General features: G+C 58.0%; 25 protein-coding genes. 18 read left to right on the top strand and 7 right to left on the bottom strand.

The window, feature by feature from the left end:
- Positions 1 to 11: 11 nt before the first annotated feature.
- The 3 genes from coaBC to GS632_RS10895 all read right to left on the bottom strand — a co-directional run bounded on the left by coaBC (position 12) and on the right by GS632_RS10895 (position 2,971).
- Entirely contained in the window at positions 12 to 1,208 is a 1,197-nt protein-coding gene (gene coaBC, locus GS632_RS10905) for a bifunctional phosphopantothenoylcysteine decarboxylase/phosphopantothenate--cysteine ligase CoaBC (protein WP_171179237.1), read from the bottom strand.
- Between the two features lie 63 nt (positions 1,209 to 1,271).
- On the bottom strand, positions 1,272 to 2,096 hold the full coding sequence (locus GS632_RS10900) for a ChaN family lipoprotein (RefSeq protein ID WP_171721770.1): 825 nt from the start codon (positions 2,094 to 2,096) through the stop codon (positions 1,272 to 1,274).
- On the bottom strand, positions 2,093 to 2,971 hold the full coding sequence (locus tag GS632_RS10895; protein WP_171179233.1) for an RNA polymerase factor sigma-32: 879 nt from the start codon (positions 2,969 to 2,971) through the stop codon (positions 2,093 to 2,095). The genes GS632_RS10900 and GS632_RS10895 overlap by 4 nt, the downstream gene beginning before the upstream one ends.
- A gap of 100 nt (positions 2,972 to 3,071) precedes the next feature.
- Here GS632_RS10895 and cobU point away from each other — a divergent pair, with 100 nt between their 5' ends.
- Genes cobU through GS632_RS10875 form a run of 4 tightly spaced genes read left to right on the top strand, consistent with a single transcriptional unit; the run spans position 3,072 to position 6,673 of the window.
- A complete protein-coding gene (gene cobU, locus GS632_RS10890; protein WP_171179231.1) occupies positions 3,072 to 3,593 on the top strand; it encodes a bifunctional adenosylcobinamide kinase/adenosylcobinamide-phosphate guanylyltransferase in 522 nt (173 codons plus the stop codon).
- Positions 3,590 to 4,168, top strand: a complete 579-nt coding sequence (locus GS632_RS10885) for a histidine phosphatase family protein (protein WP_171179229.1) — start codon at positions 3,590 to 3,592, stop codon at positions 4,166 to 4,168. The genes cobU and GS632_RS10885 overlap by 4 nt, the downstream gene beginning before the upstream one ends.
- Before the next feature lie 58 nt (positions 4,169 to 4,226).
- Positions 4,227 to 5,111 (top strand): glutathione S-transferase, encoded by an 885-nt coding sequence (locus GS632_RS10880; protein WP_171179227.1) that lies wholly within the window; start codon positions 4,227 to 4,229, stop codon positions 5,109 to 5,111.
- A gap of 47 nt (positions 5,112 to 5,158) precedes the next feature.
- The gene (locus GS632_RS10875; RefSeq protein WP_171179225.1) at positions 5,159 to 6,673 is read left to right on the top strand and encodes a YifB family Mg chelatase-like AAA ATPase; all 1,515 of its coding nucleotides are present in this window, start codon (positions 5,159 to 5,161) and stop codon (positions 6,671 to 6,673) included.
- Here GS632_RS10875 and gshB read toward each other — a convergent pair.
- The 3 genes from gshB to rsmI all read right to left on the bottom strand — a co-directional run bounded on the left by gshB (position 6,670) and on the right by rsmI (position 8,894).
- On the bottom strand, positions 6,670 to 7,602 hold the full coding sequence (gene gshB, locus GS632_RS10870) for a glutathione synthase (RefSeq protein WP_171179223.1): 933 nt from the start codon (positions 7,600 to 7,602) through the stop codon (positions 6,670 to 6,672). The two genes, GS632_RS10875 and gshB, sit on opposite strands and share 4 nt — an antisense overlap.
- A 61-nt stretch (positions 7,603 to 7,663) precedes the next feature.
- Entirely contained in the window at positions 7,664 to 8,035 is a 372-nt protein-coding gene (locus GS632_RS10865; protein ID WP_171179221.1) for a YraN family protein, read from the bottom strand.
- A 4-nt stretch (positions 8,036 to 8,039) separates the two neighbouring features.
- Positions 8,040 to 8,894: a 16S rRNA (cytidine(1402)-2'-O)-methyltransferase gene (gene rsmI / locus GS632_RS10860; protein ID WP_171179218.1), complete on the bottom strand. Its 855-nt coding sequence runs from the start codon at positions 8,892 to 8,894 to the stop codon at positions 8,040 to 8,042.
- An 88-nt stretch (positions 8,895 to 8,982) separates the two neighbouring features.
- Here rsmI and GS632_RS10855 point away from each other — a divergent pair, with 88 nt between their 5' ends.
- The 3 genes from GS632_RS10855 to murJ are packed head-to-tail and all read left to right on the top strand — an operon-like array spanning position 8,983 to position 14,472.
- Positions 8,983 to 10,155, top strand: a complete 1,173-nt coding sequence (locus GS632_RS10855; RefSeq protein WP_171238484.1) for a penicillin-binding protein activator — start codon at positions 8,983 to 8,985, stop codon at positions 10,153 to 10,155.
- The gene (locus tag GS632_RS10850; protein ID WP_171179214.1) at positions 10,115 to 12,934 is read left to right on the top strand and encodes a [protein-PII] uridylyltransferase; all 2,820 of its coding nucleotides are present in this window, start codon (positions 10,115 to 10,117) and stop codon (positions 12,932 to 12,934) included. Before GS632_RS10855 ends, GS632_RS10850 begins: the two co-directional genes overlap by 41 nt.
- Positions 12,931 to 14,472 (top strand): murein biosynthesis integral membrane protein MurJ, encoded by a 1,542-nt coding sequence (gene murJ, locus GS632_RS10845; protein WP_171238486.1) that lies wholly within the window; start codon positions 12,931 to 12,933, stop codon positions 14,470 to 14,472. The genes GS632_RS10850 and murJ overlap by 4 nt, the downstream gene beginning before the upstream one ends.
- Here the strand turns inward: murJ and GS632_RS10840 are convergent, their stop codons facing one another.
- The gene (locus tag GS632_RS10840) at positions 14,473 to 15,159 is read right to left on the bottom strand and encodes a rhomboid family intramembrane serine protease (protein ID WP_171721771.1); all 687 of its coding nucleotides are present in this window, start codon (positions 15,157 to 15,159) and stop codon (positions 14,473 to 14,475) included.
- Positions 15,160 to 15,245: 86 nt separating this feature from the next.
- Here GS632_RS10840 and trpS point away from each other — a divergent pair, with 86 nt between their 5' ends.
- The 11 genes from trpS (at position 15,246) to GS632_RS10785 (ending at position 24,794) form a co-directional block, all read left to right on the top strand.
- On the top strand, positions 15,246 to 16,274 hold the full coding sequence (trpS, locus tag GS632_RS10835) for a tryptophan--tRNA ligase (protein ID WP_171179210.1): 1,029 nt from the start codon (positions 15,246 to 15,248) through the stop codon (positions 16,272 to 16,274).
- A gap of 59 nt (positions 16,275 to 16,333) precedes the next feature.
- Positions 16,334 to 17,197, top strand: coding sequence for a branched-chain amino acid aminotransferase (locus tag GS632_RS10830; protein ID WP_171179208.1), 864 nt, complete (start codon positions 16,334 to 16,336; stop codon positions 17,195 to 17,197).
- A gap of 77 nt (positions 17,198 to 17,274) precedes the next feature.
- A complete protein-coding gene (locus tag GS632_RS10825) occupies positions 17,275 to 17,730 on the top strand; it encodes a universal stress protein (RefSeq protein WP_171179206.1) in 456 nt (151 codons plus the stop codon).
- 9 nt (positions 17,731 to 17,739) lie between these two features.
- The gene (locus tag GS632_RS10820; protein WP_171179204.1) at positions 17,740 to 18,333 is read left to right on the top strand and encodes a 2-hydroxychromene-2-carboxylate isomerase; all 594 of its coding nucleotides are present in this window, start codon (positions 17,740 to 17,742) and stop codon (positions 18,331 to 18,333) included.
- Positions 18,334 to 18,402: 69 nt separating this feature from the next.
- Positions 18,403 to 18,966 carry a NifU family protein gene (locus tag GS632_RS10815; protein WP_171179202.1) on the top strand — a complete coding sequence of 188 codons (564 nt, stop codon included), beginning with the start codon at positions 18,403 to 18,405 and terminating at the stop codon, positions 18,964 to 18,966.
- Positions 18,956 to 19,546 carry a tRNA (adenosine(37)-N6)-threonylcarbamoyltransferase complex dimerization subunit type 1 TsaB gene (tsaB, locus tag GS632_RS10810; RefSeq protein WP_171721772.1) on the top strand — a complete coding sequence of 197 codons (591 nt, stop codon included), beginning with the start codon at positions 18,956 to 18,958 and terminating at the stop codon, positions 19,544 to 19,546. The genes GS632_RS10815 and tsaB overlap by 11 nt, the downstream gene beginning before the upstream one ends.
- On the top strand, positions 19,543 to 19,956 hold the full coding sequence (locus GS632_RS10805) for a GNAT family N-acetyltransferase (RefSeq protein ID WP_171179198.1): 414 nt from the start codon (positions 19,543 to 19,545) through the stop codon (positions 19,954 to 19,956). The genes tsaB and GS632_RS10805 overlap by 4 nt, the downstream gene beginning before the upstream one ends.
- A 158-nt stretch (positions 19,957 to 20,114) precedes the next feature.
- Positions 20,115 to 21,113, top strand: a complete 999-nt coding sequence (locus GS632_RS10800; protein ID WP_171234928.1) for a BMP family protein — start codon at positions 20,115 to 20,117, stop codon at positions 21,111 to 21,113.
- Positions 21,114 to 21,200: 87 nt separating this feature from the next.
- Entirely contained in the window at positions 21,201 to 22,730 is a 1,530-nt protein-coding gene (locus tag GS632_RS10795) for an ABC transporter ATP-binding protein (protein WP_171721773.1), read from the top strand.
- Position 22,731: 1 nt separating this feature from the next.
- Positions 22,732 to 23,826 carry an ABC transporter permease gene (locus GS632_RS10790; protein WP_171721774.1) on the top strand — a complete coding sequence of 365 codons (1,095 nt, stop codon included), beginning with the start codon at positions 22,732 to 22,734 and terminating at the stop codon, positions 23,824 to 23,826.
- Positions 23,826 to 24,794, top strand: coding sequence for an ABC transporter permease (locus GS632_RS10785; protein WP_171179190.1), 969 nt, complete (start codon positions 23,826 to 23,828; stop codon positions 24,792 to 24,794). Before GS632_RS10790 ends, GS632_RS10785 begins: the two co-directional genes overlap by 1 nt.
- Positions 24,795 to 24,994: the final 200 nt, after the last annotated feature.

Raw genomic sequence — 24,994 nt, 5'->3', positions numbered from 1 at the left:
ATGCCTTTCCTTCAGCCTGCCAATGCGTCCGCGATCTTTGCCGCCAGACGCCGGGCAACTTCGTCCTTGCCCAAGCGCGGCCATTCTTCGGTGCCACTGCCCGAGATCAGAATGACCGCATTCTCGGACCCACCCATGATGCCGGTTGCCGGGCTGACATCGTTCGCAACGATCCAATCGCAGCCTTTGCGAAGGCGCTTGGCGGTGGCGTGTTCAACCACATCGTCTGTTTCAGCCGCAAAACCAACCACCAGCGGCGGGCGGCCCACTGCCAACTGGGATACACGTTTCAAAATGTCCGGGTTTTCGGCAAATTCCAGAACCGGCAGGCCATCTCGGCTTTTCTTCAGTTTCTTGTCCGATGCGCTTGCCACACGCCAATCCGCGACCGCCGCCGCGAATACACCCGCATCGACGGGCAGAGCGGTATCGACCGCGTCAGACATCTGTTGCGCCGTCTCAACGGGTACGACCTGTACACCTGCCGGAGGGGGCACGTCGGCAGGGCCAGTGACAAAAATCACCTCGGCCCCCAAATGCGCCAGTGCCCGCGCCACAGCAGCACCCTGCGCACCGGACGACCGGTTCGCGATATAGCGCACCGGATCAATCGGTTCATGCGTCGGGCCAGACGTCACCAGCACGCGTTTGCCAGCCAAAGGTCCCGCAGTCAGCTGTGCCTCAATCGCCGCGACAATTTCCAGCGGTTCAGACATGCGTCCCGGGCCGAATTCGCCGCAGGCCATGTCACCCTCATTTGGCCCGACAAAGCGTACCCCATCGGCTTGAAGCTGCTTGAGGTTGCGTTGCGTGGCCGGGTGGTCCCACATCCGTACATTCATCGCGGGCGCGCAAAGAACGGGCGTGTCCGTCGCCATCAAAAGGGTCGACGCCATATCGTTGGCCAGCCCAGAGGCCATCTTGCCCATAAGATCTGCCGTTGCGGGGGCGACAACGATCAGATCGGCCGAGCGCGACAATTGAATATGCCCCATCTCGGCCTCATCGGTAAGATCGAACAGATCGCGATAGACTTTCTCTCCGGCCAACGCAGACACTGACAAAGGCGTCACAAATTCTTCCGCTGCACGGGTCAGAACCGGTGTCACAGCAGCCCCACGCTCTCGCAGCCTGCGGATCAGATCCAGCGACTTATAGGCCGCAATCCCGCCGCCGATTATCAGCAGAATACGTTTGGATGACAGCATGTTCAGCCCTTCCTGTGCCGGTCGGCCCTGACATTAGGCAAGGCCAGCAGGTAGTTCCAGCGATTAATTCTGCACCTGAAACGCCGCACAGGGGTCTTCACGCTCTATCGACGGGCTGTCGATTACCAAGTCGAAGTCGCCATCGATAATGCCATCTTCGGATTGCCCTACCGCAACCACTTTCCATCCTGGCTGAAGGCGCGCAAGATAAGTCGGGATACCCCGATCTGTCCGCGCGTGGCCATTGCCTGTGATCACCGCAACCGGCCCTCCGGTTTCCTCCATGGCGCGCACCACCGCACGGGCCAAAACCGCATCGCGCAAGCGTTGGATCGCAACCATCTGCGGCAGCATTTCAACTGGCAAAGCATCGCAATGAGCGGCCAGTTGATCCGCCTCCCGCGCGGATTGTTCCTCGGGCGACAGCGGCACGGTCAGACCATACCGTGCCGCGTCTGCGCCCAAAGCCGTCGCCGCACCGCGTTCCATCGCTGCGCGCGCAGCTGTGCGGGGCACCATTGCCCCATAGACGGGCGCACTTGAGGCTTGGAAAACCGGGTAATACATACTGAGCGGAGGCCACCCGCTTTCGGCCCATTTAAGGATGCGCCCCAGTTCATCAGGGTCAGACACTGCCTTTTGCGACAGCCGCTGAGCACCCTCTTCTGTCACCATCTCCCATACAACGGCCGAGGGTGACAGCGCTTCAAGTGCTTCGGCCTGTATGTAGTGGTGCCTGGGGTTGTCATGTACTTCGCCCAAAATCACCACATCGACGCCCCGCATCGCTGTCAGAACGTCATCAGGGATCAAATCCTTCGCCGCGCCTGAACGCGCGGCGAAAACCGTAAGGCCAAGAACACACACAAGAATCGCAACATGTTTCATGCGATGAAGTGTTGCACCTCGCGCGACTGGGCTTCAAGGTTCTTACGCATTTTTGAAAACGCCGCGGCTTCTAGTTGGCGCACGCGCTCCTTGGACAATCCCAGTTCATCGCCCAAGCTCTCCAACGTTCTGGCGGGTTCGCGCAACTTGCGTTCGCGCACGATGAAACGTTCGCGGTCGTTCAGCGCATTCATCGCGGTCAGCAACCACTCGCGCAGTTGAGCTGTGTCATGGCTGTGCTCAACAGAATCCGCAGCCTGTTCGCGATCATCCTCTAACGCATCGATCCACTCGCGCCCGTCTTCGTCCGCAGACTGAACCGCGTTCAGCGAAAAATCCGAACCGGACAAACGCCCTTCCATCATTTCCACGTCGCGCAGAGGAACGCCAATCTCGGTAGCAATCATCTGATGCAGCTGGTGTCGATCCAACTCCAAGCCTTCGGTCGCCGCCTCACGCTCTAGCCGTGCCTGCACCCGCCGCATGTTGAAAAACAAGGACTTTTGGGATGAGGTGGACCCAGTCCGCACCATGGACCAGTTCCGCATCACATAATCCTGGATGCTCGCCTTGATCCACCACACGGCATAAGTCGAAAAACGCACACCACGGTCCGGGTCGAACTTGTCTGCCGCTTTCATCAGGCCCAACCCGGCCTCTTGAATAAGATCATTCATCGGCGCGCCATAGCGTTTGAATTTGGCTGCCATCGAAATGGCCAGACGCATATAAGCGGTAATTAGACGGTGCAAAGCCTGTTCATCACGGTCATCCCGCCAGGCGTACGCCAGTTTGAGTTCTGTTTCCGCATCCAGCAGCTCGGCCTTCATCGCTTGCCGGGACATCGAAAAGTCTGTCGCATTATCCAGTGCCATAAACCTCTCCCCTGTTTTGCAGGCGCTGGCCGGACTTGCTTTGCCGACCTATGACCTTTACGCAAAACAGCACCAATCGGATCAACTAAAGGTAAGAATTGTGTCTCCAGATTTAACCTTGGTTCTGGGTGGAGCCTCCTCGGGCAAGTCGGTTTTCGCTGAGGAACTAGTTGTTTCCGCTGGGAAAAGCCGCGTTTACCTCGCGACATCACAAGTGTTTGATAACGAGATGCGCCAGAAGGTTGATCGCCATCTCGTGCAACGCGGCGACGGCTGGAGCACGGTTGAAGAACCCCTTGATCTGGGGCCGGTTCTGGCCCGCTTGTCCCAAGATCAGATTTGCCTGATTGATTGCGCTACAATGTGGCTGAGCAATCATCTGCTGGCGGACACGGATCTGGAAACGGCACAGACCAATCTGCTGGATGCCCTGAACGACTGCCCAGCCCAGGTTGTGATTGTCTCGAACGAGGTAGGTTACGGGATCGTCCCGGACAACGCCCTCGCTCGTCAATTCCGCGAGGCGCAGGGGCGGCTGAACATCGCCTTGGCGGCGCAGGCGGATCTGGTCGTACAGGTGACAGCCGGATTACCATCTGTTCTTAAAGGCCAATTGCCATGACACGCCTGCATCTTGTCCGCCATGGGCCGACACATGCAAAAACCATGGTCGGTTGGTCAGATCTGCCTGCGGACCTGAGCGACACAGCAGCCTTGAGACGCCTGCATGATCATCTGCCGTCCGAGGCACTTGTGATCTCTTCCGACTTGTCTCGTGCCGTGGACACTGCCTCAGCCATTCAGGGCCCGCGCCGGCGCTTGCCTCATAACCCTGACCTTCGTGAGATTCATTTTGGCAGCTGGGAACTACGTGGTTTCGCCGATATCGAAGCAGAAGATCCGGAGCTGGCTTTCGCTTATTGGGATAATCCTGGGGATGTCCGCCCTCCGCAGGGCGAAAGCTGGAACGATGTCCGATCCCGGGTCGATGCCGCAATCGACATGCTTTTAGCCGAGTACACGGGGCGCGATCTGGTGATCGTCGCGCATTTCGGCGTGATCCTCACGCAAGTGCAACGCGCTTTGGATCTGGACGGGCAGCAGACCTTTTCGCACCGGATCGACAATCTGTCTGTCACGGACATCGGCTTGGAAGACAACACATGGTCGGTCGGCAAGATCAATCACCTTCCGTGAACTGACCCCGCACAAATCACTGTTTTACTGTGCCACCGGCCTGCGGCATCGTTCAAGCATGACTTATGATTTGTATATCGGTGACCGCCTCTTCTCCAGCTGGTCGATGCGCGGCTGGTTGATGCTTGAGAAGTTCAAACTGCCTTATCGCAGCCACATGATCGGCCTTTATTCGGGCAGCATGAAACAAGACATGGAACCGCTGACCCCGGCCCGACTGGTTCCCGCGCTGCGTCTGCCCGAAGGGACGGTTGTAGGCGAAAGCCTAGCCATGGCCGAGACGCTGGCCGAGCGTCACCCTGAAGCTGGGCTGTGGCCTGCAGATCCCGCAGCGCGGGCAACCGCCCGCTGGCTTTGCGCTGAGATGGTTGCAGGGTTCAGCGCCCTCCGCGGCCAATGCCCGATGCAATTACAGCATGTGTGGCAAGGATTTGCCCCGTCATCCCAGACGTTAGCCGATCTTGAACGGATTGAGACGCTCTGGGCGCACGCGCGGCGTATCTCTGGTGCGCAAGACGGCCCGTTGTTCGGTGATTATTCGCTGGCGGATGTGTTCTATACGCCTGTTGCTGCACGGATCATCGGCTACGGGCTGCCAGTGTCCGAGGCGAACCGGATCTATTGTTTAGACCTCCTGTCGGACCCAGCCGTCAGACAATGGCGCGCAATGGGTATGACAGTTCAATACAATCCATTCCCCTATCCGCAGGAGTTGTCATCAATGCCCTGGCCGGTCGGAGGGGACTCGAACGCCAAACCGGTATCAGGCGGCCCTTCCCTCAACGAGGCTTGTCCGTACTCCGGCAACCCGGTTGCGGATTTTATGGAATTGGATGGCCAATGCTGGGGGTTCTGCAATCCGTTCTGCCGCGACAAAACCGTGGCTGATCCCGGCGCATGGCCCAAATTCACCGCCTTGCGCATGTCCGTTAACGACTCTTAAACCACACCCATGGCAGCAACGTCCTGTTAACCAAGAACAGGACTGCCATGGTCGCCCGTGCACATACCGTTGCCTTCCAAGGGGTCGATGCCCGCCCGGTCGAAGTGCAATGCGCCGTATCCCCCGGCCTGCCCGCCTTTTCCATCGTGGGCCTGCCAGACAAGGCGGTATCCGAAGCCCGCGACCGCGTGCGCAGCGCGCTGAGCGCGATGGCAATCGCCTTGCCCTCAAAGCGGATCACCATCAACCTGTCCCCCGCCGACCTACCCAAGGAAGGCAGCCATTTCGACCTGCCCATAGCCGTCGCGCTGTTGTCGGCCTTAGAGATCATTCCAGCCGACGCCGCAGAAAGCACCGTAGCGTTGGGAGAGCTTTCGCTCGACGGATCTTTGGTCCCGGTGGTCGGTGCTCTGCCTGCGGCAATGACTGCGGCATCTGATGACCGGATGTTGCTTTGCCCCCGCGCCTCCAGCGCCGAGGCGGCATGGGTTGACGCAACGCAGGTGATCGGCGCGGGATCTCTGGGCGACGTTGTGCGCCATTTCTCGGGCCAATCCCCCCTACCAGCCGCACAGCCCGGCGAGGTAAACCTGACGCCCAGCGCGCGGGATCTGCGTGATGTAAAAGGGCAGGAGCGCGCCAAACGCGCCCTGGAGATCGCTGCCGCAGGTCGTCACCATCTGATCATGATCGGAACGCCGGGATCGGGTAAATCCATGCTGGCCGCGCGGCTTCCCGGCATCCTGCCGCCCCTGACCGCAGTCGAAGCTTTAGAGACCTCGATGATCCAGTCTTTGTGCGGTTTGCTGGACGAAGGCGGCATCAATCGCACGCGCCCGTTTCGCGAGCCCCACCATACGGCCTCGATGGCCGCAATCGTTGGGGGCGGCAAAGGCGCGAAACCCGGTGAGATTTCGCTGGCTCATAACGGCGTGCTGTTCATGGATGAATTTCCTGAGTTTCCACGCACCGTTCTGGAAACGTTGCGCCAACCCATCGAAACCGGTGAAGTTATGGTGGCGCGCGCCAATGCGCATGTGAAGTATCCTTGCCGGCTCATGCTAGTGGCCGCTGCCAACCCTTGCAAATGCGGTTATCTGACAGACCCCTCTCGTGCCTGCTCACGCGCGCCGGGCTGTGGCGAGGACTATCTGAACCGCATATCAGGGCCGTTGATGGACAGGTTCGACCTGAGGATTGAAGTACCGCCGGTGGAATTCACTGATCTTGACTTGCCGCCATCCGGCGACAGCTCTGCTACGGTTGCTGAACGGGTCGAAAACGCCCGCGCCATTCAGGCGAACCGATTTCAAGACACCCCACATATGCGCCAAAACGCGGATGCAGAAGGGAAGGTTCTGGAAGAGATCGCAACACCCGATGCAGAAGGTAAAGAGCTGTTGCTGAAAGCGGCAGACCGGTTTGGCCTGTCCGCCCGCGCGTTTCATCGCATTCTGCGCGTAGCGCGCACAATTGCCGATTTGGAAGGATCCGCAAACGTCCACAGATCGCACGTAGCCGAGGCGCTGAGCTTTCGCATCAGCGCCCGGGTCATGGCTTAGATTTTGGCTTCGATGGCCTGCCAGATTTTTTCGGCAATGTTGACGCCGTCAAAGCGCTCAAGCTCTTGAATGCCGGTGGGTGAGGTCACGTTGATCTCGGTCAGATAGTCGCCAATCACGTCGATACCGACAAAGATCTGACCTTTTTCTTTAAGCAGGGGGCCGATGGCCGCGCAGATCTCAAGATCACGCTCTGACAAGCCAATCTTTTCCGGACGCCCGCCTACATGCATGTTGGATCGCGTTTCACCTGCGGCAGGAACCCGGTTGATCGCACCAACAACTTCGCCGTCGACCAAAATCACCCGCTTGTCGCCATTGCTGACGTCCGGCAGAAATTTCTGCACGATCAGAGGCTCACGCGAGAAGCCCGTGAACAACTCGTGCAGAGACGTCAGGTTTCGATCATTGGCATCCAAACGGAACACGCCTGCGCCGCCATTGCCATAAAGCGGTTTGAGGATGATATCGCCATGCTTTTCCTTGAACGCTTTGATCGTTTGCAGATCACGCGCGATCGTTGTCGGCGGTGTCAGGTCAGGGAAATCCAGCACCAGCAGCTTTTCCGGATAGTTACGCACCCAGAAAGGGTCGTTGACCACAAGCGTCTGACCCTTGAGACGATCCAGCAAATGCGTGGACGTGATGTAGTGCATGTCAAACGGAGGGTCCTGTCGCAACCAGACCACATCGAAATCAGCCAGATCAACCTCGCGTTCGGGTCCCAAGACGGCCGGATCACCTGCGACCCGCTGCACTGTCATGTCGTGGCCACGCGCTGTGATGCGGCCTTCCTGATAGACCAGTTGATCCGGCCCGTAGAAAAACAGCGAATGCCCGCGCGCCTGCGCCTCTTCCGCCAGTCGGAATGAGCTGTCGGCGTTGATGTCCACGGCCCCGATCGGGTCCATTTGAAAGGCGATTTTCATGGCGTGTCCCTCAGTTTCACGCCAGATACATGGCCCAGCAGGCCCTGGGGTTCAATGGGGCTTAGGCGTGACCAAAGGCGTTTTCGATGATTTGAACTGCGCCAGACCCATCCACCAGAGCCGCGTCAAAGCGCGCTTCGGTGAGTTGCCCGTTTGGTTCTTTTTCTAGAAACTGAGCAGCCGAAGCGTAGATTCGATCAATCTGTCTGGCGCTGATCCGGGCCGCCGCCTTTTCAAAACTACTGCTTTTCTTGACTTCGATGAACACAAGCCCAGCCCCGTTGCGCGCGATCAGATCGATTTCACCGCCCGGGCCGCGCCAGCGTCTATGCAGAATGGTCAAGCCGCGGCGCTCATAATCCTCAGCAACCCGAAGCTCTGCCGCCTGCCCGGCGTGGTAGGAAACAGAGCCCTGATTTGTCCGCCGACCCATGTCATCATTTTCCCAGTTTCAGAGCTTTCTGGTAAATCGGTCGGCGCGGCAGGTCATACATTTTTGAAACAAGATCTGCCGCATCCCGAACCGAGTGGCTTTCCAACGCTCGCTTCAAAGCCTCTTCTACGTCAGATTCATTAACGCTTTGCGAATGGCTACGATCCACAAGCACAACGATTTCACCTTTGACTGACTTGCCTTGGTACTCCTCGGCCAAATCGGCCAGGGTTGCTCGGCGAATCTCTTCGAATTTTTTGGTCAATTCGCGGCACAACGCCGCCTGACGGTCTGCCCCCAGCACCAAGGCCAGATCTGACAAGCTGGCGGATACACGTTTTGGGGACTCATAAATCACAAGCGTGCCCGGAATGTCCTTCAATGCCTCAATCCGGGCGCGGCGTGCGCCGGCTGCATTGGGCAGAAATCCTGTAAAAAAGAAGGCATCTGTCGGAAGACCCGCCAATGTCAGCGCTGTCAAGGCAGCCGACGCGCCGGGGGCGCAGGTCACCGTGTGCCCGGCCTCAGCCGCCTGCTTGCCCAGATCATAACCCGGATCCGCAATAAGCGGCATTCCGGCCTCGGACGCATAGGCAACCGATTGCCCTTGAGCCAGCGCCTCCATGATTTTGCCGCGCGCGCCTGCACCGCTGTGGTCGTGATAGGCTTGAATCCGGCGCCCCTCGAGCGGGATGCCGTGGATTTCCATCAATCGGCGCAGGCTTCGGGTGTCCTCCGCTGCGATCACGTCGGCAGATGCCAGAACATCCAAGGCCCTGAGCGTAATGTCGCGCGCGGTTCCGATCGGAGTGGCAACAAAATACAGGCCCGCAGTCAATCTGATCTTTTGGAAATTCAAAGCTGGACCCTCACAGCGTGACGTTTATTATCGCGGCTCGACAGAACAGAAGCATTCATAGCCGTCGGATCAGGGAGTTTTCATTTAGATGTTCACCGTTTGCAAGCCCGTTAGCAAGTTGGCGAAAGCCGCCGCTGCCCTGACAACCGCGGCGTTTCTGGCCGCCTGTGAACCCGGCGGCCTTGGGGGTGGACCTTCGATCAATACTTCTGCTCCGGTTCCGGTGGCCCTGCTTGTCCCCAGCGGGTCTGGCCAGTCAGGCGATGCGGCATTGGCGCAAAGTCTGGAAAATGCCGCGCGTCTGGCAATGTCTGATCTGCCCAATGTGACAATTGACCTGCGCGTTTACGACACTGCCGGAAACCCGAACACGGCAACGGCCGTGGCCCAGCAAGCCGTTGCGGATGGTGCCAAGATCATTATCGGCCCGGTCTATGCGCAGGCCGCAAATGCCGCCGGGTTGGCGGTGTTGAGTAACAACGTCAACGTTCTTTCGTTTTCGAACAACACCAGCATCGCAGGCGGCAACGTCTTTGTCCTGGGCCCAACATTCGACAATACGGCCAACCGGCTGGCGAGCTTTGCGGGCAGTCAGGGCAAGGTCAACACGGTGATCGTGCACAGCAACGACGCCGCAGGCCAATTGGGCCAAGCTGCGATTGCCAACGCGCTGGCCAGCAGCCCGGTCAACAACGCCGGCACTGTTGGCTACGACCGCTCGCAGCAGGGCGTTATCAACTCGGTGCCCACAATCAAAGCAACAGTTGATTCGACCGGAGCCGATTCGATTTTCCTAACTGCTACGACGGCGGGTGCCCTGCCATTGTTCTCGCAATTGTTGCCCGAGGCCGGAGTTTCTCAGGCCACGACGCAATTCATCGGTCTGACACGCTGGGATATTCCTCCGCAAACATTGGAACTGCCGGGTGTACAAGGCGGCTGGTTTGCGCTGCCCGATCCGTCCAAGGCACAGGCATATCGCCAACGTTACAACGCGACATATGGCGAAGCGCCCCACCCGATCAGCGGTTTGGCCTATGATGGTATTGCTGCCATCGGGGCTCTGGTCAGCCAAGGCAAATCCGACGCTCTGACCACTGCGGCCCTGACTCAGAACGCCGGCTTCCAGGGCGTCGGCGGCATCTTCCGTCTGCGTCCGAACGGCACCAACGAACGCGGCCTGGCGGTCGCCACGATCCAGAACAAACAGGTGGTTGTTATTGACCCTGCCCCACAAAGCTTCTCTGGCGCCGGCTTCTGATCAGCCGGGCGTCAGCCCTTTGCCTAAGAGCTCATTAATCTGCCCCGCCGAAGACATCTTCGACAGTGCCAACGTCAACGACGCGCTGGCGCTGGCGTTTGAATCATGCACAGACAACAGCAAAGTACGGGCCGAAACGGTGCGTATCCTGCGCGATGCGCAAAAAGCCGGGCGCGCGGCGATTGCCGAAGCCTTTGGCAAACAGCCTTTCGAGGCCCGCGCACTGACACGGTCCTACACCTATCTGACGGATCAGTTGGTCGGAACGGCAATGCAGGTGTCCAGCACACGCCTGCATCCGCTTGCGACACCCACCCAAGGTGAAAAGATCGCGGTTCTGGCGGTCGGCGGTTACGGGCGTGGGGAAATGGCGCCATCGTCGGATGTCGACCTGCTGTTCCTGACCCCCTATAAAATCACAGCCTGGGCCGAAAGCGTCATTGAATCGATGCTATACATTTTGTGGGACCTGCGGCTAAAGGTCGGGCATTCGTCGCGTACGATCAAAGACTGCTTGCGGCTGGGCTCCGAGGATTTCACGATCCGCACCGCCATGTTGGAACAACGCTATCTGGCAGGCGACAAGGCGCTGGCGGACGATTTGGATCAACGCCTGAAAAACGAGTTGTTCAAAGGGACCGAACGTGAATTCATCGAAGCCAAGCTGAAGGAACGGGACGAGCGGCACCTGAAACAAGGTGAGCGCTACATGGTCGAACCGAATGTGAAAGAAGGCAAAGGCGGTTTGCGTGACCTTCAATCGCTCTATTGGATCGCAAAATATGTCTATGGCGTGCAGGACGTGGCCGAATTGGTTCCATTAGGTCTGTTCACCCCAGAAGAGTTTGAGACCTTTGTTCAGGCCGAAGAGTTCCTGTGGGCCGTCCGGTCTCATCTGCATTTGGTGACGGGCCGCGCCACCGAACAGCTGACTTTCGACATGCAGGTCGAGGTGGCCGCACGCATGGGCTATGAAGACCGCGCCGGTCGCCGCGCAGTCGAGGTGTTCATGCAGCGCTATTTCCGCGAGGCCACCCGTGTGGGCGAACTGACTCGGATTTTCCTGACCAAGCTCGAAGCGCTCCACATGAAAAGCGCACCGTTGCTTGAGCGTATTTTCCGCAGAAGCCCAAGAGTAAAGGCCGGGTACAAAGTGATCCACGGACGTCTGGACGTGGCGGACCCGGAAACATTCCTGCTGGACAAGGTAAACCTACTGCGTCTGTTCGAAGAAGGGCTGCGCACCGGCATGTTGATCCATCCCGACGCGATGCGGCTGGTTAGCGCCAACCTGCATCTGATCGACGATGAAATGCGCAACGACAAAGAAGCCAAACGCATTTTTCTGGATCTGATGCTGAAACATGGCAACCCGGAACGTGCCTTGCGCCGGATGAACGAACTGGGCGTCCTATCAGCCTTCTTGCCCGAGTTCGAACACATCGTAGCGATGATGCAGTTCAACATGTATCACAGTTATACGGTGGACGAGCATACCATCCAGTGCATCGTCAATCTGGCCCAGATCGAACGCGAAGAACTGGTGGAATCCCTGCCTCTTGCCTCTTCGATCCTTAAACGTGGTGTCAACCGAAAGGTGTTGTACGTCGCGTTGCTGTTGCATGACATCGCCAAAGGTCGCCCCGAGGATCACTCGATTCTGGGCGCGCAGATCGCACGCAAGGTGGCCCCGCGGCTGGGGCTGAGCAAATCGGAATCCGAAACCGTTGAGTGGCTGGTGCGGTATCACCTGCTGATGTCAGACATGGCGCAAAAACGCGACATTTCAGACCCACGAACCGTTCGGGACTTTGCCAAGGCTGTTCAGACGGTCAAACGGCTGGACCTGCTGACGGTTCTCACCGTTTGCGACATCCGCGGCGTGGGCCCCAACACTTGGAACAATTGGAAAGCCACATTGCTACGCGCCCTTCATGCGGAAACCAAGCGCGCGCTGGAAACCGGTATGGAAGATCTCAACCGCGCCAATCGCGGGGCTGAGGCAAAGAAAGCCCTACGTGCGGAACTGGCGGGATGGACCAAGGCGGACCTAAAAACGGAAACAGCGCGCCACTATGATCCCTATTGGCAGGGTCTCAACTTGGCGACGCATGTCGAATTCGCTGAGATGCTGCGCGCACTGGAACACGGCGGCGATCCGGGCGCGATGGAAATCAGGCTTGAACCAGACGAAGATCGTGACGCAACGCGAGCCTGTTTTGCGATGGGCGATCACCCTGGCATCTTTGCACGTATTGCCGGGGCTCTGGCTCTTGTCGGCGCAAACGTCGTGGATGCCCGCAGTTACACAACCAAGGACGGATACGTCACAGACGCGTTCTGGATTCAGGACGCCGAAGGACGCCCCTTCGAAGCCGCGCGCCTGCCCCGTCTGACACAGATGATCCACAAGACGCTGCGCGGGGAAGTGGTTGCCAAGGAAGCCCTGAAATCACGCGACAAGATCAAGAAACGTGAACGGGCTTTTAACGTGCCGACCCATATCACTTTCGACAATGATGGGTCCGAAATCTACACGATCATCGAAGTTGATACGCGCGACCGCCCCGGCTTGCTGTATGACCTGACCCGGACGCTGGCGGCGGCGAATGTCTATATCGCAAACGCCGTGATCGCGACGTATGGAGAACAGGTGGTTGACGCCTTTTATGTCAAGGACATGTTCGGACTGAAATACCATTCGGAGAGCAAGCAACGCGGGCTGGAGGCGAAGCTGCGCAAGGCGATCACCGAAGGCGCTGAGCGTGCGGCCTCATGAAGCAAATCCGGTTGATTTCGGGCTTTTTCACAGTTGGCTTCTGGACACTCGCCAGCCGCATACTGGGGTTTTTGCGGGAAATTCTGCTGACCGCCCTCATTGGCCCTGGGCCGGTTATGGACGCGTTTGTTGCAGCCTTCCGCCTGCCGAACATGTTCCGCCGCTTTTTTGCCGAAGGTGCCTTTAACGCGGCCTTTGTGCCCATGTTCTCGAAGCGGCTGGAAGCGGACGAGAATCCGCAGGGCTTTGCGCAGGATGCGTTCAATCTTTTGGCGCTTGCCGTTCTGGCACTGGTCGGACTTGCGCTGATTTTCATGCCCGGTCTGGTTTGGCTGACAGCCGAAGGTTTCTATGGCGACGAACGGTTCGATTTGGCGGTGGATTATGGGTATGTTGTCTTTCCTTACATCCTGTTCATGTCTCTGGCCGCGCTCTTTTCTGGCGTCCTGAACGCAACGGGGCGGTTCGCGGCCGCAGCTGCCGCACCAGTTTTGTTGAACATCTTTGCCTGCACGGCGCTGATCGCCGGAGCCCTATCAGGCGGCGAGGTAATTCGGTGGCTGATCTCAGTGATTCCGGTTGCGGGCGTCGCTCAATTGGCGCTGGTTTGGGTCGCAACCGAACGTGCCGGCATTCGTATCCGGCCCGGTCTGCCTAAACTGACGCCCGAGATGCGCCGTATGGTCCGCATCGCGGTCCCCGCAGCTCTGGCGATGGGGGTCACGCAGGTCAATCTGGTTGTAGGGCAATTGGTGGCGTCGAAAACAGAAAAGGCCGTGAGCTGGTTGTTTGCGGCAGATCGGCTTTATCAACTGCCACTCGGCGTGGTCGGTATCGCGATCGGTATTGTTCTGCTGCCCGACCTGTCGCGCCGTCTGCGCGCCGAAGACAAAGAAGGCGCGCGCAACGCGTTTTCGCGTGCCGGAGAGTTCATGCTGCTGCTGACCCTGCCTTCGACGGTGGCGTTTCTGGTCATCCCGAACCCGCTGGTCTCAGTCCTATTCGAGCGGGGGCAATTCACCACCGAGGATACCACAGCCACAGCGTTGGCCGTTGCCATCTATGGCATCGGACTACCTGCATTCATGCTGCAAAAACTGTTGCAGCCTCTGTATTTCGCGCGCGAGAATACGCGTTCTCCGTTTCACTATGCTGTTGTGGCAATGATCGTGAATGCGGCTTTGGCGTTTGGCCTCTTCCCGTTTGTGGGCTGGATCGCACCCGCCATTGCCGCCTCCACAGCGGGTTGGGCCATGGTCGTTTTGTTGGCCATCGGGGCGCGCAACATGGGAGACGAAGCCCGGTTCGATGACCGGTTCAAACAGCGCGCGGGCCGGATCGTGCTTGCCTCTATCGGAATGGGCGCGGTTTTGTACATGGCGCTTCAGGCGTTTGGGTGGACGCTGGGCGTTCCCGGTTGGCGCTATCTGGCGCTGCTTGTCCTGATTTGTGTCGCGGCGGCCTCTTATTTCAGTCTGGGCCACCTCTTGGGCGCATTCAAACTGTCCGAGTTCAAACGCGCCCTGCGTCGATCCTGATCAGTCGCGGCGTATGCGCCCAACGATACGATCCCAGGCGCCGGGTGCGACAAGGAAAGATACTCCGAAACCGGTGGCAAACCCGCCCAGATCGGCGACCCACTCCCAGTTGCCGCCGAAGATCAGACCAAACAGGAATTGAATGCCCATCAGGACGGCAATGAGTTGAAAAGCCCGCGCCTGATTTGCGCCAACCAAGGATAGTTTGCGCCACAACAACCAGGTAAATGCGCCGATCAGGCCGTAAACCGGAGGAAACCCTCCGATCAGGGGATAGCGGGGATCCAACAGAACGGCATAAGCCAACGCGCCCCCGATCCCTGAGACGACAAAGATCAACAGCATGGGGAAGCCGCCAAACACTTCACCGACCATCTTGCCCATGGCCAGAACGAAGACGCAAACAAACACCGCCTGCGTGAAATTGGCCGAGACAAACGGATAGGTCACGAACCGGATCACATGTTCAAACGGCCAGCGCCCGTTCAGCACCATCCAGTCGAAGATATCCGCCGAAAACGCATAGTGTTGTATCGCGTCCAGCCGCCAGCCGACCGCTGTTGGCCCTCCGACCAAACCGCGCGATCCCAGCGTAAAAGCGAGTTCAATGCCGATGATGAACAGAACCAGCGCCACAACAACGGGCGGCAAAGGTTTCACGGCGGGTGTGTAATGCTCACTGCTCATTGGGCGGGCCTTTCGCGGCTGTTGACGTCCCTGTGCCTCATGGGTAAGCGACGGGGGCTGATTTTTCCAGACGGGAGTTCCCTTCGATGACCGAGACCCAGTTCACGCCGCGCGTGTTTTCCGGCATCCAGCCTTCGGGCGGGCTGACCCTGGGCAACTATCTGGGCGCAATGAAGCGCTTTGTGGATATGCAGGGTGCAGATTTCGAAACCATCTATTGCATGGTCGATCTGCACGCGATCACCACATGGCAGGACCCCGCAGCGCTGTCCCACAACACCCGTGAACTGTGCGCAGGTTTTATCGCGGCGGGCATCGACCCTGAACAGTCGATCCTGTTCAACCAAAGCCAGGTGCCCGAACATGCGCAACTGGGCTGGATCTTTAACTGCGTTGCCCGGATGGGGTGGATGCAACGGATGACCCAGTGGAAGGACAAGGCAGGCAAGAACCAGCAGAACGCTTCGCTGGGGCTTTTTGCCTACCCGTCGCTGATGGCGGCTGACATTCTGATCTATCACGCGACCCATGTGCCGGTCGGTGAGGATCAGAAACAGCACCTTGAGTTGACCCGTGATATTGCGATTAAATTCAACAACGACTTTGGCGTCGATTTCTTTCCCGTTACCGAGCCGGTAATCGAAGGCGCGGCCACCCGCGTCATGAGCTTGCGGGACGGGTCCAAGAAAATGTCAAAATCCGATCCGTCGGACATGAGCCGGATCAACCTGACCGACGATGCTGACGCGATTGCCAAGAAAATCCGCAAGGCCAAGACCGACCCGGACGCGCTGCCGTCGGATGTTGACGGGCTGGGGGATCGCCCCGAAGCACGCAATCTGGTCAATATTTACGCGGCCCTGAACGACCAAAGCGTGGAACGGGTTCTGGCAGATGTAGGTGGCAAGCAGTTTGGTGACTTCAAACCGATGCTGGCCGATCTGGCGGTGGCGAAACTGGCGCCGATTTCGACCGAAATGTCTCGTTTGATGGCAGATCAGGCCGAGATTGACCGGATTCTGGCCCGTGGGGCCGAACGCGCGCGTGAGATCGCAGCTCCGATCCTGCAAAAGACCTACAAAATCGTGGGTATGGTTGGATCAGGAACGCGCTGATTGGGCTGGACCTTCGCCTGACGCGCTCCTAGGGTTTGCCTGAATAACAGGAGGGCGTCATGGCAACCGGCAAGAACATCCGGACCTATTTTGAAGGGCAATGGCACGAGGGCGATGCGCCCATCATGCGCGCAGCCGATCACGGTGCCTGGCTGGGTTCGTCCGTCTTTGACGGCGCACGGTATTTTGACGGCCTTGCGCCCGACTTGCATGCGCATTGCGCACGGGTGAACCGGTCCGCCGAGGCCTTGATGCTGACCCCGACCCTCACAGCCGAACAGATGGTCGAACTGGTACACGAAGGATTGCAGGCTTACGGCCCGGACACAGCTGTCTATATCCGCCCAATGTACTGGGGGATCGACGGGGACCAAACCGCGATCGTCCCTCAGGAAAACAGCACCGGTTTTGCCATTTGCCTGGAAGAGATACCAATGGCACCAGAGACCGCCTCGGTCACACTGACAACGACACGCTTCCGCCGTCCTGTGCTGGAAAGTGCGGTCGTAAATGCCAAGGCCGGTTGCCTGTACCCCAACAACGCACGCATGCTGCATGAGGCACGATCCAAAGGGTTCTCGAACGCTCTGGTTGCTGATGCGATGGGGAACGTGGCCGAAACCGCTACGGCCAACATATTCATGGTCAGAGATGGCGAAGTGTTTACGCCCGCCCCGAATGGCACATTTCTGGCGGGGATCACGCGGGCGCGGCACATCAAGAATCTGCGCGAGGATGGTGTGACGGTTCACGAGACTGTTCTGAGCTTTGAGGATTTTCACGAGGCGGACGAAGTGTTCATGTCCGGCAATATGAATAAGGTCACGCCGGTTACCGCTCTGGACGATACACAATTTCAGGTTGGCCCTATTGCCCGTCGCGCTCGTGGACTTTACTGGGATTGGGCTGCAAGCCAACGCTAGCTCAGCGTTGCGGACGTCTCCAAGTTGCCAGCGCGCAACCTCTGGGGCATGATCCCTGAAACTTGAAGAGGACACCCATGCGTAAGTTTCTAGTTGTTCTGGATGACAGCAGCGAATGCTTGAATGCGATGCGATTCGCCGCAATGCGGGCTGCACATACCGGCGGCGGAGTGACGATCCTGTCGGTGATCCCACCGGACGAATTCAATCACTGGATCGGTGTTGCCGAAACCATGCGTGAGGAAGCGCGCGAACGTATCCATGCACATTTCGAGGTCTTCGCAAAATGGATGCGTGACAAACAAAACATCGAACCTGAGTTGGCCATTCGCGAAGGCGATCCGGTGTCGGAAATCATTGAACATGTCCAATCAGACCCCGAAATCGGCGTGCTTGTGCTTGGCGCAGGCACCGACAAGAAGGGCCCCGGTCCGCTGGTGACACAGTTGACGAAGAATTCGGGCAGCATGCCGCTTCCGATCACTATTGTCCCAGGCGATCTGAGCAAAGAAAAACTGGAAGAGATCACCTGAGGTTCAGAGATGGCGAAAACGATACAGTTCTGGTTCGAATTCGCCTCAACCTATTCCTATCTCAGCGCAATGCGGATCGAAACCGCGGCGCAAGCCAAGGGCGTTTCGATTGAATGGCACCCTTTTCTGCTGGGCCCGATTTTTGCCGATCAGGGCTGGCGGACCTCTCCTTTCAACCTCTACCCGGCAAAGGGGCGTTATATGTGGCGCGACATGGAACGCCTCTGTGCTGCACGGCAATTGCCGTTAGTGCAACCCGATCCCTTTCCGCAGAATTCTCTCGCTGCAGCGCGCCTGACGCTTGCCATTGAGGATCACGCGAAGAGGGCTGAATTTGTCAAGGCGGTCTATACTGCCGAATTTGGGGCCGGCCGCAATATCTCGGACCCAAACATACTGAAGGATTGTCTGAAAACGGCCGACCTGCCATCTGCCATACTGAGTCGTGCGCAGGACCCCGACGTCAAGGCGGCCCTTTTTGCGCAATCCACCCGCGCCAAAGAGCTTGACCTGTTCGGAGCACCCAGTTTTTTAGTCGGAGACGAGTTGTACTGGGGCGACGATCGTCTGGACGCGGCTTTGGATCATGCGGCCTCAATTTAGAACCGTTCCAAATCTTGACTTCCCGCGCCCCTGCGCGCATATCAGAGGCACATCAGACGGAGCTGCCTCATGTTCATCCAGACCGAATCCACCCCAAACCCGGCCACGTTGAAATTTCTGCCCGGCCAAACGGTGCTTGAGGCTGGAACTGCGGACTTCCCAACAGCGGAAGCGGGCGAGAAATCCCCTTTGGCCAAACGCATCTTTGCCGTAAACGGCGTAACGGGTGTGTTCTTCGGTAACGATTTTGTTACTGTAACCAAGTCTGACGACATTCAATGGGATCACATCAAACCCGCCATTCTGGGTGCGGTGATGGAACATTACCAATCGGGCCAACCTGTGATGGGCGCGGATGCGACTGCTGCATCTGGTCATGCAGAACACACTGGCGAAGACGCTGAAATCGTCAATCAGATCAAAGACCTGCTGGACAGCCGCGTGCGTCCGGCAGTGGCTCAGGACGGTGGTGACATTACTTTCCACGGCTTTGATCGCGGTATCGTTTACCTGCACATGCAAGGTGCCTGCGCAGGCTGCCCGTCTTCGACGCTGACGTTGAAGATGGGTATCGAAAACCTGCTGCGTCACTACATCCCCGAAGTGACCGAGGTCCGTCCTGTTGCCGTCTGACCCGACGATTCTGGCATTTGATACATCGGCCGCGCATTGCGCGGCCGCTTTGCTGCGTGGCGGTGAAATCGTTGCCTCTCGGGCCGAAGCAATGTCACGCGGGCAAGCCGAACGCCTAATGCCTTTGCTTGAAGAGCTACTTGCCCAGGCTGGGTGCACATGGTCCGATCTTAACGCCATCGGTGTAGGGATCGGCCCCGGCAATTTCACCGGCATTCGAATCTCGGTCTCTGCCGCGCGTGGGCTTGCCCTGGGTCTTGATGCTCCGGTCGTCGGCGTTTCAGGGTTTGATGCTTTGACGAAACTGAGCGATGCAAACCAACTCCCCTGTATCGCTGCGCCGCGCGATCAGGTTTATGTTCAAGTCCCCGGCAGCAAACCAAGCCTGATGCCAAAGAGCGAGGCCGAGGCGCTTGGGCCTTTGTTTTCCTGCCAGGACCCAGAGAAACAGGTCCAGGCCATTGCCCGCCTGACCGCTGAACGGTGGCACGATGTCAGCGAACCACCTGCGCCACTATACGTCAGACCTGCGGACGCAGCGCCCTCGCGTGATGTGTCACCGGTCTTGTTGGACGAATGACGCCGGACGAGATGGCATCGACTCATGTTGCTGCGTTCACGCAGTCGCGCCCTTGGTCCGCCAGTGAATTTGAAAGCCTGCTGGAGAACGCCTTTACCCACTATGTTGGAGACGCTCGCTGTTTTGCCTTGTATCAAGTTATCGCGGGCGAGGCCGAACTGCTGACAATTGCGACTCACCCCACGGTGCAACGACAGGGCCTAGCACTGCAAACAATGCGCAACTGGCACAAACGGGCCGCCGCGTTGCATGCAAGCCGGGCCTTTCTGGATGTGGCTGCGGATAATGAGCCTGCAATCGCGCTATACAAACGTTGTGGTTACCATCGTTGCGGGATGCGACCGAACTATTATTCGCGCGAAACGGGCCTAAAAGCCGACGCTCTGGTGATGGAATGCCGCCTGCCCTGAGGGCAAGGGGACATTTTTTGGACCATTTGGTCAGGAATCAATTGACCACGACGGTTGCAAACCCTCTTAATACCCGCCATCACAACAGTTATGCTCGCTAAACGTGGGTAAACGGGACTAATCTAATCCTGTGCCAACATAAAAACTGGGAGACCGAAATGACCCTGATGAAATCCTTGATGGGTGCTGCCGCTGCGGTTGCACTAACTGCGGGTGCCGCTCTGGCCGAACCGGCGCTGATCTTTGATCTGGGCGGCAAGTTCGACAAATCGTTCAACGAAGCGGCACATAACGGCGCACAGCGTTGGGCAAACGAAACCGGCGGCAAGTACCGCGAAATCGAATTGCAATCGGAAGCTCAGCGCGAGCAGGCCCTCCGCCGCTTTGCCGAAGCAGGCGCGAACCCGATCATCACCATGGGATTTGCCATGGCAGACCCTCTCAGCACGGTCGCACCTGACTATCCTGACACCAAATTTGTTGTTGTTGATGTAACCTGGCTGGACGCACCGAACCTTCGTCAGGTCGGCTTTGCCGAACACGAGGGCTCGTACCTTGTTGGAATGATGGCGGCCATGGCGTCTGAGTCCGGCACGGTTGGCTTCATCGGTGGTATGGATGTTCCACTTATCCGACACTTTGGGTGTGGCTATGCACAGGGCGCCAAAGCCGTTAACCCCGAGATCAACGTCATTGCCAACATGACAGGAACAACCCCAGCTGCATGGAACGACCCGGTAAAAGGGTCCGAGCTGACCAAAGCACAAATCAGCCAAGGCGCTGACGTGATTTATGCCGCGGCGGGCGGAACCGGTGTTGGCGTTCTGCAGACCGCAGCCGACGAAGGCATTCTGTCGATTGGCGTGGACAGCAACCAGAACCACCTGCATCCCGGAAAAGTTCTGACCTCGATGCTGAAACGTGTGGACGTTGCTGTTTATGAAGCGATGAAAGCAGGCGACAAGGTCGAAACTGGTGTGTTCGTCATGGGTCTGGCCGAAGACGGTGTTGGCGTGGCTATGGACGAAAACAACAAAGAGCTTGTTTCGGTTCGTATGAGCGACGCTGTGGATGAAGCCCGTAAAGGCATCATCAACGGCGATATCAGCGTTGTCAGCTATTACGAGAACGACAGCTGCCCCGCGCTGCAGTTCTAAGACACATGCGGGGCGGGGGTCTCCTCCGCCTCGCTTCCCACTCTGCCGCGCCGTCTGTGCGGCCCCTTCGGCAATTGAGGACAAGACATGACCGTCCCCGCCATTGAGCTCAAAGGGATTTCCAAAGCCTTTGGGCCGGTTCAGGCCAATAAAGACATTTCCATCAGCGTCGCCCCCGGTACGATCCATGGAATCATCGGAGAAAACGGTGCGGGCAAATCCACGTTGATGAGCATCCTTTTCGGCTTCTACAAAGCCGACAAAGGTGAGATTTGGATCAACGGTACCAAGACTGATATCCCGGACAGCCAGGCAGCCATCGCCTCGGGCATCGGGATGGTGTTCCAGCATTTCAAGCTGGTGGAAAACTTCACCGTTCTGGAGAACATCGTTCTGGGTGCCGAAGATGGCGGGTTGCTGGCCCCGTCTTTGGCCAAAGCCCGTAAAGAGCTGAAAGAGCTGGAAGAAGAATACGAGCTGTTCGTTGATCCTGACAAGCGCATCGATGAAATTGGCGTGGGCATGCAACAGCGTGTCGAGATCCTGAAAGCACTGTATCGCAAGGCCGAGATACTGATTTTGGACGAACCAACCGGCGTGCTGACTCCGGCTGAAGCAGATCAGTTGTTCCGCATTCTCGACCGCCTGCGGGCCGAGGGGAAAACGATCATCGTGATCACGCATAAACTGCGCGAGATCATGGAAAACACTGACACCGTGTCGGTTATGCGACGCGGGCAGATGACTGCGACTGTCAAAACGTCCGAAACCAGCCCTGAAGAGCTGGCCGAGCTGATGGTAGGCCGCAAGGTTCTGTTGCAGGTCGACAAGGTCCCTGCGAAACCCGGCAAACCCATCCTGGAAATTGAAAAGCTGAGCGTTTTCGACTCGGCTGGTGTGGAAAGGGTCAAGGGGATCGACCTCACAGTGCGCGCTGGTGAAATCGTCGGCATCGCCGGGGTGGCTGGCAACGGTCAATCAGAGTTGCTTGAAGTTCTGGGCGGTATGCGCCCGGGTAAGGGCACGATCAGACTGAACGGTCAGCCTCTGGCGCTGAGTGGCGCAGGTTCGGACGGTCAGGCCCGCCGCGCCCAGCATATCGCGCACGTGCCGGAAGACCGGCAGCGTGAAGGTTTGATTATGGACTTCCACGCGTGGGAGAACGTCGCCTTCGGCTATCACCGCGACCCTGCTTATAAACGCGGTATCTTTATGGACAATGCCGCCCTGCGTGCCGATACCGAGGCCAAGATCGAGAAATTCGATGTCCGGCCGCCCGACGCATGGCTGGCTGCCAAAAGTTTTTCAGGCGGCAACCAACAAAAAATTGTCGTCGCGCGCGAGATTGAGCGGAACCCAGACCTTCTGCTGGTCGGACAACCAACGCGCGGCGTAGATATCGGCGCGATCGAGTTCATTCACAAGCAGATCGTTGCGCTGCGCGATCAGGGCAAGGCAATCCTGCTGGTTTCGGTCGAACTGGAAGAGATATTTTCGCTATCCGACCGGATTGCGGTGATGTTTGATGGTCACATCATGGGCGAACGCCTGCCTCACGAAACAGATGAAAAAGAACTGGGCCTGTTGATGGCCGGTGTTGCGGGGGAGGCCGCGTAACATGGAAAAAATGCCCAAATGGGCCGATGTGATCCTGATCCCACTGATCAGTTTGCTTCTGGCCGCGATCCTGTCGGCGCTTGTGATTCTGGCCATCGGCGAGAACCCGATTGACGCTGTGAAGCTAATGGTAACTGGTGCGCTGGGGTCGACCTATGGTTGGGGCTACACGCTCTATTACGCGACCAACTTCATGTTCACCGGCCTTGCGGTAGCCGTCGCCTTTCACGCCCGGCTGTTCAATATCGGCGGTGAGGGTCAGGCCATGCTGGGCGGGCTTGGTGTCGCAATCATTTGTCTTACGATTCCGTGGCCGCACTGGAGCATTGCTTTGCTCGCTGCCTGCGCCGCTTCGGCCCTATTTGGTGCTGCCTGGGCTGCAATACCGGCCTATCTGCAAGCCAAGCGTGGCAGCCATATCGTGATCACCACGATCATGTTCAACTTCATCGCTGCCGCCGTCCTGAACTATATGCTGGTGAATGTCATGAAACCGGCCGGGTCACAGGACCCTGCAACGGCGCGCTTCCCCGAAGCCACGCACTTGCCGAGCTTCCAGTCGATGTTCTCGACAGCAGACAATGTTGTGTTCCGGGGGGCGCCTGCCAACATCTCGTTCTTTGTGGCAGTTCTGGCCTGTATTGTAGTCTGGGCACTGATCTGGCGGACACGGCTGGGCTATGAGATTCGAGCCTATGGTCATTCTGAAACGGGTGCTGTTTACGCCGGCATTTCGCCTGTGCGGATCACTATCATTGCGATGCTGATTTCGGGTGGATTGGCAGGCATGATGGCCATCAACAACGTCATGGGTGAGGCTGAACGTCTGGTGCTGAACCCAACCGAAGGCGCTGGTTTTATCGGTATCGCCGTCGCGCTGATGGGCCGGTCACACCCATTTGGGGTTTTCCTGGCGGCGCTGTTGTTCGGGTTTCTTTATCAGGGCGGCGCGGAGCTGGCGCTTTGGACACAAATCCCGCGTGAACTGATCGTGGTTATTCAAGCCTTGGTCATTTTGTTCACCGGTGCGCTGGACAACATGGTACGCATGCCGCTTGAGAAACTTTTCCTTGGCATGCGGAAGAGGGCTGAGTGATGGAATTCTTCGTTACCCTCATCCAGGTACTGGATTCGACGATCCGCCTGTCCACGCCCCTGCTTCTTGCGTGTCTGGCTGGTCTTTTTTCGGAACGTGCAGGTATTTTTGACATTGGCCTCGAAGGCAAAATGTTGATGGCGGCGTTCTTTTCCGCAGCTATAGCAGCCGTCACGGGATCTGTCTGGCTGGGTTTGCTTGCTGGTATCGCATCCTCGTTGTTACTGTCCGGGCTGCACGGGTTGGCGTCGATCACCTTCCGAGGCAATCAGCTCATCTCGGGTGTGGCCATCAACTTTCTCGCCTCTGGGCTGACCGTTTTAATCGCCCAAAGCTGGTTTCAGCAAGGTGGGCGTACACCGTCCCTTTTTGGCGGAGGACGGTTCGAGCCCATCAATTTCCCGTTTGCAGAATCGCTCAGCAGTGTACCGATTGTTGGTCCGGTTTATTCCGAATTGCTCTCGGGTCATTCGATTCTGGTCTATGTGGCATTTCTGATGGTTCCAGCGACGTGGTGGGTCCTTTATCGCACACGGTTCGGCCTACGCTTGCGGGCAGTGGGCGAAAACCCGGCAGCGGTGGATACAGCAGGCGTGTCCGTGGTTGGCCTGCGTTTCGCGGCGGTGGCCATCTGCGGCGTCTTGTGCGGTATCGCGGGTGCCTATCTGGCCACTGCCTTGCAAGCTGGGTTCGTCAAAGAAATGACCGCCGGTCGCGGGTTCATCGCGCTGGCGGCGCTCATCTTTGCGAAATGGCGCCCTTGGCACGCCATGTGGGCTTGCCTGTTGTTTGGCCTTTTGCAAGCCATCGCACTGCGGTTCCAGAACATCGATCTGGGCGGGATCGTGATCCCGGTGCAGGTCATGGATGCCCTGCCCTATATCCTGACAGTTGTGATTCTGGCTGGATTCGTTGGCAAAGCTGTGCCCCCGCGTGCAGGTGGCGAACCCTATGTAAAGGAACGCTGATAAGTCCAGTTCAGGAACAATTCTGGGTCCTGTTCGCTGCAGAGCGGCATGCAGAGTTGATTTTGCATGCCGCACCCGCTCTAAGGGGGTATGCAAGTCTACCTGTCCATAACCAAAGATTCTGTCAGCCCTTCATTTATGTTGGGCGGTGCCGGCAGGATCGGAATTGATCTAACCTTGCATCCAGAAGACTTCTTTTG

Source organism: Ruegeria sp. HKCCD7296, from assembly GCF_013110775.1.
GTDB lineage: Bacteria > Pseudomonadota > Alphaproteobacteria > Rhodobacterales > Rhodobacteraceae > Ruegeria.
This window is presented reverse-complemented; position numbering and strand designations above follow the sequence as displayed.

Coding starts and splice junctions, on each gene's coding strand:
- GS632_RS10795 (WP_171721773.1), top strand. CDS start 21,201: ATGACCGTCCCCGCCATTGAGCTCAAAGGGATTTCCAAAGCCTTTGGG.
- GS632_RS10785 (WP_171179190.1), top strand. CDS start 23,826: ATGGAATTCTTCGTTACCCTCATCCAGGTACTGGATTCGACGATCCGC.
- GS632_RS10880 (WP_171179227.1), top strand. CDS start 4,227: ATGACTTATGATTTGTATATCGGTGACCGCCTCTTCTCCAGCTGGTCG.
- GS632_RS10815 (WP_171179202.1), top strand. CDS start 18,403: ATGTTCATCCAGACCGAATCCACCCCAAACCCGGCCACGTTGAAATTT.
- GS632_RS10790 (WP_171721774.1), top strand. CDS start 22,732: ATGGAAAAAATGCCCAAATGGGCCGATGTGATCCTGATCCCACTGATC.
- GS632_RS10805 (WP_171179198.1), top strand. CDS start 19,543: ATGACGCCGGACGAGATGGCATCGACTCATGTTGCTGCGTTCACGCAG.
- GS632_RS10900 (WP_171721770.1), bottom strand. CDS start 2,096: ATGAAACATGTTGCGATTCTTGTGTGTGTTCTTGGCCTTACGGTTTTC.
- GS632_RS10830 (WP_171179208.1), top strand. CDS start 16,334: ATGGCAACCGGCAAGAACATCCGGACCTATTTTGAAGGGCAATGGCAC.
- GS632_RS10855 (WP_171238484.1), top strand. CDS start 8,983: ATGTTCACCGTTTGCAAGCCCGTTAGCAAGTTGGCGAAAGCCGCCGCT.
- GS632_RS10885 (WP_171179229.1), top strand. CDS start 3,590: ATGACACGCCTGCATCTTGTCCGCCATGGGCCGACACATGCAAAAACC.
- GS632_RS10820 (WP_171179204.1), top strand. CDS start 17,740: ATGGCGAAAACGATACAGTTCTGGTTCGAATTCGCCTCAACCTATTCC.
- GS632_RS10825 (WP_171179206.1), top strand. CDS start 17,275: ATGCGTAAGTTTCTAGTTGTTCTGGATGACAGCAGCGAATGCTTGAAT.
- coaBC (WP_171179237.1), bottom strand. CDS start 1,208: ATGCTGTCATCCAAACGTATTCTGCTGATAATCGGCGGCGGGATTGCG.
- gshB (WP_171179223.1), bottom strand. CDS start 7,602: ATGAAAATCGCCTTTCAAATGGACCCGATCGGGGCCGTGGACATCAAC.
- murJ (WP_171238486.1), top strand. CDS start 12,931: ATGAAGCAAATCCGGTTGATTTCGGGCTTTTTCACAGTTGGCTTCTGG.
- GS632_RS10840 (WP_171721771.1), bottom strand. CDS start 15,159: ATGAGCAGTGAGCATTACACACCCGCCGTGAAACCTTTGCCGCCCGTT.
- GS632_RS10800 (WP_171234928.1), top strand. CDS start 20,115: ATGACCCTGATGAAATCCTTGATGGGTGCTGCCGCTGCGGTTGCACTA.
- GS632_RS10865 (WP_171179221.1), bottom strand. CDS start 8,035: ATGGGTCGGCGGACAAATCAGGGCTCTGTTTCCTACCACGCCGGGCAG.
- GS632_RS10875 (WP_171179225.1), top strand. CDS start 5,159: ATGGTCGCCCGTGCACATACCGTTGCCTTCCAAGGGGTCGATGCCCGC.
- GS632_RS10895 (WP_171179233.1), bottom strand. CDS start 2,971: ATGGCACTGGATAATGCGACAGACTTTTCGATGTCCCGGCAAGCGATG.
- trpS (WP_171179210.1), top strand. CDS start 15,246: ATGACCGAGACCCAGTTCACGCCGCGCGTGTTTTCCGGCATCCAGCCT.